Here is a 7,803-nt window from a genome sequence, read left to right as displayed (position 1 = left end):
GGCGGCGGCCCCCCAAATCAATGTCGGATTACGGGCATGCCGAGCCTAGGCGAGGCACCGAGTGGTGGGGCGAAGCGTTTTTGGTTACTTTGGTTACTTTTTGCGCTCTTCAAAAAGTGACCCGCCGTAAGGGCGGAACCCTAAGCCGCCATTACCGCAGCAACGGATATGTACTCGGTCAAACCCCAAAAAAACACTAGGCCCGAACGCCTGCCTACCGCCCCGGCGGATTCTCGCCCAGGGGCACCACGGCCATGGTCAGACGCGAGACGCAACTCACCTTGCCCTCGTCATTGGTCAAGCGAATATCCCACACCTGCGTGGTACGCCCGATATGCACCGCCTTGGCCACCGCCGTCACCCGCCCGTTGCGCACACCACGCAGGTGGTTGGCATTCACCTCCAGCCCCACGCAATAGAACTTGCTCCCATCAATGCACAGGTAAGCGGCCATGGAACCGACGCTCTCGGCCAATACCACCGACGCGCCGCCGTGCAGCAGGCCGTAGGGCTGGTGGGTACGGTGATCGACTACCATGCTGGCGGTAAGGGAGTCGTCGTCGAAGCTCTCGAAGCGGATATCCAGCAGTTCACCGATGGTGTTCTTCTGGCTGGCATTGAGTTGTTCGATATTCGGTTGGGTGCGCCACAGGCTCATGGGAATTGTCCTTTGTTGGTTTTATTACGGCCCTAATCCTGCCACAGATATAACACACGCAAAAAAGCAATAAAGCCTATGGATTCTTCACGCTGACCAGGCTCATCAGCCCCGCCAGCGGGAAATCCCCTTCCAGCTCCGCCAGGCTGGCGGTGTACATCGGCTGCGGCTGACGCTGATGGCCATGCTGCAGGAAGCTGATCAGGCTGCCCACCAAGGGCTGGTGACTGACCAGCAGCACGTTGTCATCGCTATCGAGCTTTTCCAGCACTTGCAACGGATTGCCCTCCGGCGTCAGCCACGGCACCGTACGAATGTCCGCGGCGAAGCCCAGGGCTTCGCGCACCAGGTGCGCGGTCTGCTGCGCCCGCACATAAGGGCTGGCGATGATCGCCCCGAGGGGCTGGCCGATCAGGTGCGCAGCGCTGCGCAATACTTCGGCGCGGCCCTGCTCGGTAAGGTTGCGTTCGGCATCCGTTGGCGCCTGCCCTTCGGCCTCACCATGACGCAATATCCACACCTTCACAGCTTTGGCTCCTCATCACGCACCGGATGCGGCGCCGGCGGCACGCTGTGGGCGGCTTCGCCCTCGGGTGCGCGCGGTGTAGGCCAATCGGCGAACGGCCAGGGCTTTTGTTCGCTGTGGAAGCTGCCGAAACGGCCGATCTGTGCGAGGAACTGGCTGAGGCTGTCGCCAAAGTTCATCAGGCCCAGGTTCGGTGCGCCATAGACCAGGCGGTAAATCAGTTGCACCACCACCAGCGCGCCGAGCAGGAACTGCGCCACTTGCCACACCAGGGCAAACACCAGCATCCACAGGATACGCAGGGCAATGGATTCGTATTTGGGGGTTGCTTTCGGATCGTTCATGACCGCTTCCTCAGTTGAAACCACTGGTGGAAATAAAATCGACATCGGTTTTCGGCTCGGCGCGCATCAGCAGCTCGATGACCTGGTCCAAGGTGCGCCCTTCAAACAGGATCGCGTGCAGCCCGGCGACCAGAGGCATGTACACGCCGGCTTCCTGGGCCTTGGCCTTGAGCACCTTGAGGGTGTTGACCCCTTCGGCCACTTCGCCCAGGCGCGTGACCGCGTCTTCCAGGCTCAAACCCTGGCCGAGAGCGAAACCCACCTGGTAGTTGCGACTTTTCGGCGAGGAACAGGTGACAATCAGGTCGCCCACGCCCGCCAGCCCCAGGAAGGTCATCGGGTTGGCGCCCTGGTTCACTGCAAAGCGGGTCATCTCGGCCAGGGCGCGGGTGATCAGCATGCTCTTGGTGTTTTCGCCCATGCCCAGCGCCACGGCCATGCCGGCAATGATCGCATAGACGTTTTTCAGCGCGCCGCCCAGCTCCACGCCATAGCGGTCGCTGCTGGCGTAGACCCGGAAGGTGCGGCCATGCAGCACGGCCTGGACGCGTTCGCAGAGGGCTTCGTCTTCACTGGCCACCACGGTGGCGGTCAGCGCGTGCTCGGCCACTTCGCGCGCCAGGTTCGGCCCGGACAGCACACCAATGCGCGCCTGGGGAGCGATCTCTTCGAGGATTTCGCTCATCAGCTTGAAGGTCTGCGCCTCGATGCCCTTGGTCAGGCTGACCAGCAACTTGCCCGCCAGGCGATCGGCGTGAGGGGCCAGCACCGAGCGCAAGGCGCTGGACGGCAGCGCGACGAAGCACAGGTCGCAGGCCGTGAGAGTTTCCAGCAGGTCCGTGACCGGCTCGACCGCTGGATGGATCTTGATGCCTTTGAGGTAACGCGGGTTTTCCCGGTGCACCCGGATGGCCTCGGCCTGTTCGGGATCGCGCATCCACTGGCGCACAGCGTGACCGTTCTCGGCCAGCAGGTTAGCCACGGCGGTACCAAAACTTCCGCCTCCCAGGACCGCGATAGGGCGCTGTTCAGTCATATGCAATCCGTTAATCCATACCAGTGGCGATGGCGGCATTATACGGGCCGACCCGCTGGCGGCCAGCCCCCGCGTCAATTCGTGCGCTTGTCGGAAAATGCCACATTTACGTGAAGTAATTACAAGCCCGGCGACTGGCAAAAGGCCCCACCTCAGTTAACATGGGCGGCTATCCGCAATTATCAAGGCCGTGCCGTGTATTTGGGCCCTCCTCCCCGTTCATCTCTGTGGCTGATGCTGTTGGGCATGCCGCTGTGCAGCAGCCCGGCGCTGGCCGATGACCTGTTCCTCGACAGCCAGCCCCTGCCCGAAGTGCTGACCGCCACGCGCCTCAAGCAATCGGCGGCCGCCGTGCCCGGCAGCATGACCGTGATCGACAGCGAGCTGATCAAGGCCAGCGGCGCGCGGGACATCAGTGAGTTACTGCGCCTGGTACCGGGCATGATGGTCGGCTACACCACCGGCAACCAGGCGGCGGTGAACTACCACGGCACCAGTGCCAGCGATGCGCGGCGCATGCAGGTATTGATCGATGGCCGCTCGGTGTACCGCGCGGGCCTTGCCACCGTGGACTGGAGCGACATTCCGGTGGCCATGGAAGATATCGAGCGCATCGAAGTGTTCCGTGGCCCCAACACCGTCAGTTACGGCGCCAATGCCCTGATGGCGGTGGTCAACATCCTCACGCGCTCGCCGGCCAACAGCCACGGCACACGGCTCAAGGTGGTGCGCGGCGCACGCGGCATCAACGACTTCTATGCCAGCCAGGGCGCCGGCTGGGACAGCGGCGACTTGCGCCTGTCCCTTTCCGGGCAGCAGGATGACGGCTTCGACAGCGATGCCACCGGTGCCGACCGTCGTGATGGCCGCCGCCTCAACCGCTTCAGCCTGGCGATCAGCCAGACGCTGAACACGCAGCAGAGCATCGATGTGCAACTGGATGCCAAGGAAGGCACCAATCAACGTCCTTATACCTACAGCCCGGTCTTTGCCGGGATTACCGAAGGCGGAAACAATTCCGACGTCTCAGCCAAGGACTACGCCGGCTCCCTGCGCTGGAACTTTGACTTCAACCCTGACCACAGCCTGTATATCCAAGGTTCGGCGCAGCAGTGGGATCGCCGGCAAATATGGAAAGCCTGTGACGCCAAGGTCTCGTTCAGCCCCGAGCTGACCCAACTGTGGCAGATGAACCCCAACTACGCCGAATTACTGGCCCGGCACATGGACACTTACAGCCAAGGCAGCGCGCCACCGGGCAGCGCCGCCGAGCAAGCCTTGGCCAACCAGGTGCTGGACCAGTGGCGCAACGGCGCCAGCCAGAGCGTGTGCGGCGACATCGACCAGAGCACCCGTGAAAGCCGCTACGACCTGGAGGTCCAGGACACCCTCAGCCTGTCCGACAGCCTGCGCCTGGTCAGCGGCATGAACTACCGCTACGACCGCGCCGACTCCGACACCTACTTCAACGGCACGCTGGACGACACCACCTGGCGCCTGTTCGGCCAGTTGGAGTGGCGCGCCAGCGAGCATTGGTTGCTGCAGGGCGGCGCCATGTATGAAGACACGTATCTGAGCGGCAACTCGCTGACGCCGCGGGTAGCGGTCAACTACCTGATCAACCCGCGCCACGGCCTGCGCGCGGTGTACTCCGAAGCGATCCGCTCGCCGGATATGTTCGAGAATAACGTCAACTGGAGCTATCGCGTCACCAACCTCAGCTCCCCTGCCTATGGGCAGACTACCGGGCAATACTTCGTAAAGACCCGCGGCCCGGGAAACCTCAATAAAGAGATGATGAAATCGCGGGAACTGGGGTACAACGGCTTCTTCGCCGACATCGGGCTGAACATGGACGTGAAACTGTTCTATGACGAGATCACCGACATGATCAGCTCGCCGCTGCGCAATAATCAGTACGTCGCCAGCAATGCCAACAGCGCACGCTTCACCGGCGCCGAGTCCCAGTTCGACTGGCGCGTGAGCAACGCCGACCGCCTGCGCCTGACCTATGCCTATGTCGACGCCACCAGCAGCAACCCGCTGGACAAGGCGCAGACCGCACGTAACAGCGGCTCGGCCGGCTGGTTGCGGGAATGGGGCCAGGGCTGGTCCAGCGCATTGTTCTACTATGGCGATGACGCACTCAACGAGTATCGCTTCGAACGGGTCGACCTGCGGGTGGCCAAGCGCATTGCCTTGGGCAGCGCCAACGTCGAACTGGCGGGCATGCTGCAACAGCGCCTTGATAACCAGCCCACTACCTTGGCCGACAACAATTACGACCATCGCCAGGTCCTCTATTTCAGCGCAGAGTTAGAGTTCTGACATGGGCGACTTGTCACGGATGACTTGCTTTTCTCTCAACACGCTCTGGCGACGCGCGGTGCTGCTCGTCTGCCTGCTGGCGGCCACGCCGGCCTGGAGCGCCGATATCCTGCTGACCGCCGCCGAAGACAGCGCCGGGGTCCAGGACTTCACCCAGGCCCTGGCCCGGCAACGCCCCGAAGACACGGTCACCTTCACCGTCCTCGATGACTTGCCGGCACCCAGCCGACTGCCAGCCACTACCCGCCTGATCCTGCTCGACCTGCCCAGCCTCGACTGGCGCTTGCGGGACGCCCAGGGCCCGCCGACCCTGGTGCTGCGCATCAGCCGGCTGCAGGCCCATCAGCGCCTGGGCGCGACGCAACACCCGCGCATCAGCCTGTTGTGGAGCGACCCACCGCTGGCGCGCCAATTGCGCCTGATCGCCAGCATCCTGCCCCAGGCGCGGCGCATCGGTGTGCTGTACGGCGCCGACAGTGAATTCCTGCTGACCGAACTGCGCCAGCACGCCACGCCGCTGGGCCTGCAGATCGTGCCCCAGCGTTGGGACAACATTAATGACAGCCGGCCGCTGCAAACCCTGTTCAGAAAAAGTGACGTGCTGCTCGGCCTCGACGACCCGCAGCTGTACAACCCGAAAACCGCGAAGAACCTGCTGCTGAGCAGCTACGCCCAGCAATTGCCGCTGGTGGGCCCGAATGCAGGGTTTGTGCGGGCCGGCAGCCTGGCCAGCACCTACAGCGACCAGGCCGACTGGCTGGCCGTGCTCGACCGCCTGCTCGACCACCCGCCCGCCAACTGGCCGCGTTCGCTGTATCCGGAACACTTCAAAATCGTGGGCAACCCCCAAGTCGCGCGCTCACTGGGGCTCGAACAGGTGGACGAAACCAGCGTCGCCACGCGACTGGCCGAAGGAGAAAATCGCCCATGACCTTGCGTCGTCGTTGGGACATCAACACCCGCACCCAGCTCATCACCCTGGGCCCGGCGCTGTTGCTGACGTTGCTGTTGATCAGCTTCTTTACCTTCGTTCGTATCCAGGACCTGCGCCAGGAGCTGGATCACACCGGCCAGCTGATCGCCAACCAACTGGCGCCCGCGACCGAATACGGGGTGATTTCCGGCAACAACGAGGTGCTTGAGAGCCTGTTGCGCGCCACACTGGCGACACCCCATGTGCGCTTCCTGGAGATTCAGGACAGCAGCGAGAATATCCTGGTGTACGTCGAGCAGCCTTCGGAGAAACACGACCGCTCGCTGTCGGTGAAAGTGTTCCAGGCGCCGATCCGCCTGCAACACATCCAGTTGGGCAATGATTTTTTCCAGGACAACCTCAACGAATCCAAGGCGCCGCGGGCGGACTACCTGGGCCGGGTGATCGTGGGCATGTCCAACGATGCCTTCAGCCAGCGCCAGCAGGAGATCCTGTTCAAGGCCGGCATCCTGGCGCTGTTCGCCCTGTTGTTTACCTTCCTGCTCGCCCGGCGCCTGGCCGCCAGCCTGTCGCAGCCGATCAGCGCCATGGGCCATGCGGTGAAAGCCATCCAGCAAGGCGACTACAAGACACCGCTGCCGATCGTGGATGACTCGGAACTGGGCGACCTGTCGCGGCACATCAACAACCTCGCCGCAGGCCTCAACCAGGCCAGCCGTGAACAGCAGCAGGCCATGGCCCAATTGATCCAGACCCGTGAAGAGGCCGAGCGCGCCAACAACGCCAAGTCGGATTTCCTGGCCATGATGAGCCACGAGCTACGCACGCCCATGAACGGCGTGCTGGGCATGTTGCAGTTGCTGGAAACCACCGAAATGACCGAGGAGCAGACCGAGTATGCGGCGCTGGCCTCCGAGTCCACCGAGCATTTGCTCAAGGTCATCAACGATATCCTCGACTTCTCGCGGATCGAACGCGCCGCCCTGGAGCTGGAGCATATTGCGTTCAACCTGGCGGACCTGATCAACAGCTGCGCCCAGGCCTTCCAGCACAGCGCCCAGCAGCGCGGGTTGGCGCTGACGCTGTCGATCCCGCAAGGAATGGACGCCCTGCGCGTGCAGGGTGACCCGACGCGTATCCGCCAGATCCTGGTGAACCTGATCGGCAACGCGTTGAAGTTCACCGAGCACGGCAGTGTCAACGTCGAACCGCAGTGGCAGACCCTCGACCATGAACTGCTGTGGTTCACCTGCACCGTGCGCGACAGCGGCATTGGTATATCCGCCGAGCGCCTGGAATTGATGTTCGATGCGTTCCAGCAGGCGGACAGTTCCATTTCAAGACGTTACGGCGGCACCGGACTGGGCCTGCCCATCGCCCGCACCCTGGCCGAGCGCATGGGCGGCACCCTGCGCGCCCAGAGCGAAGAGGGTCGCGGCTCGGTGTTCACCCTGGAAATTCCCCTGGCCATTGACCAGCACAGCGTACCGAGCATCGCCAGCGACGCCGACGGCAAAGCCGGCGCGGGCAATGGCCGCCATGTATTGCTGGTGGAAGACAACCCAGTCAACCGCACCGTGGTCGAAGCCATGCTGCGCAGCCTGGGCTTTGAAGTGAGCCTGGCCACCGACGGTGCCGAGGCGATCCGCAGCGCCGAAAGCCTGATTTTCACGGCGATCCTGATGGATTGCCGGCTGCCGCTGATCGATGGCTACGAGGCCACTCGGCGGATTCGCCAGTTGCCGGGTTGCGCCGATCTGCCGATCATCGCCCTGACCGCCAATGCCTTACAGGGTGACCGTGAAGCCTGCCTTGAAGCAGGAATGAACGATTACCTGGCCAAGCCGTTCAAACGCACGGATTTGCAGCAAATCCTGCAGCGTTGGGTGCAATAGCGCCGCGCCATCAGCCAACTCTGACTGGCGTGAAAGGCGAAAGTGCGGCAGTCTTAGGCACCCGAACGAGCCCATAAACGGG

General features: G+C 63.0%; 7 protein-coding genes. 3 read left to right on the top strand and 4 right to left on the bottom strand.

Annotation, left to right across the window (positions count from 1 at the left end):
- Positions 1 to 214 precede the first annotated feature (214 nt).
- The 4 genes from H0Z09_RS20200 to H0Z09_RS20185 all read right to left on the bottom strand — a co-directional run bounded on the left by H0Z09_RS20200 (position 215) and on the right by H0Z09_RS20185 (position 2,564).
- Positions 215 to 658: a hotdog fold thioesterase gene (locus H0Z09_RS20200; RefSeq protein ID WP_186692904.1), complete on the bottom strand. Its 444-nt coding sequence runs from the start codon at positions 656 to 658 to the stop codon at positions 215 to 217.
- Positions 659 to 734: 76 nt separating this feature from the next.
- Positions 735 to 1,184 carry a phosphohistidine phosphatase SixA gene (gene sixA / locus H0Z09_RS20195; RefSeq protein WP_186692901.1) on the bottom strand — a complete coding sequence of 150 codons (450 nt, stop codon included), beginning with the start codon at positions 1,182 to 1,184 and terminating at the stop codon, positions 735 to 737.
- Positions 1,181 to 1,528 carry a DUF4389 domain-containing protein gene (locus tag H0Z09_RS20190; protein WP_186692899.1) on the bottom strand — a complete coding sequence of 116 codons (348 nt, stop codon included), beginning with the start codon at positions 1,526 to 1,528 and terminating at the stop codon, positions 1,181 to 1,183. The genes sixA and H0Z09_RS20190 overlap by 4 nt, the downstream gene beginning before the upstream one ends.
- Positions 1,529 to 1,538: 10 nt before the next feature.
- Positions 1,539 to 2,564, bottom strand: coding sequence for an NAD(P)H-dependent glycerol-3-phosphate dehydrogenase (locus tag H0Z09_RS20185; protein WP_076950496.1), 1,026 nt, complete (start codon positions 2,562 to 2,564; stop codon positions 1,539 to 1,541).
- A 195-nt stretch (positions 2,565 to 2,759) separates the two neighbouring features.
- On the opposite strand from H0Z09_RS20185, the gene H0Z09_RS20180 reads away from it, so the two are divergent.
- The 3 genes from H0Z09_RS20180 to H0Z09_RS20170 are packed head-to-tail and all read left to right on the top strand — an operon-like array spanning position 2,760 to position 7,721.
- The gene (locus tag H0Z09_RS20180; protein ID WP_346656802.1) at positions 2,760 to 4,892 is read left to right on the top strand and encodes a TonB-dependent receptor; all 2,133 of its coding nucleotides are present in this window, start codon (positions 2,760 to 2,762) and stop codon (positions 4,890 to 4,892) included.
- 1 nt (position 4,893) lies between these two features.
- Positions 4,894 to 5,823 (top strand): ABC transporter substrate-binding protein, encoded by a 930-nt coding sequence (locus tag H0Z09_RS20175; protein ID WP_186692897.1) that lies wholly within the window; start codon positions 4,894 to 4,896, stop codon positions 5,821 to 5,823.
- Positions 5,820 to 7,721: an ATP-binding protein gene (locus H0Z09_RS20170; protein ID WP_186692895.1), complete on the top strand. Its 1,902-nt coding sequence runs from the start codon at positions 5,820 to 5,822 to the stop codon at positions 7,719 to 7,721. The genes H0Z09_RS20175 and H0Z09_RS20170 overlap by 4 nt, the downstream gene beginning before the upstream one ends.
- The last annotated feature ends 82 nt before the right edge of the window (positions 7,722 to 7,803 follow it).

This window comes from Pseudomonas sp. SWRI18, from assembly GCF_014268345.1.
Classification (GTDB): Bacteria; Pseudomonadota; Gammaproteobacteria; order Pseudomonadales; family Pseudomonadaceae; genus Aquipseudomonas; species Aquipseudomonas cedrina.
The sequence above is the reverse complement of the archived record's forward strand: the minus strand, read 5'-3'. Positions and strand labels throughout refer to the sequence as shown.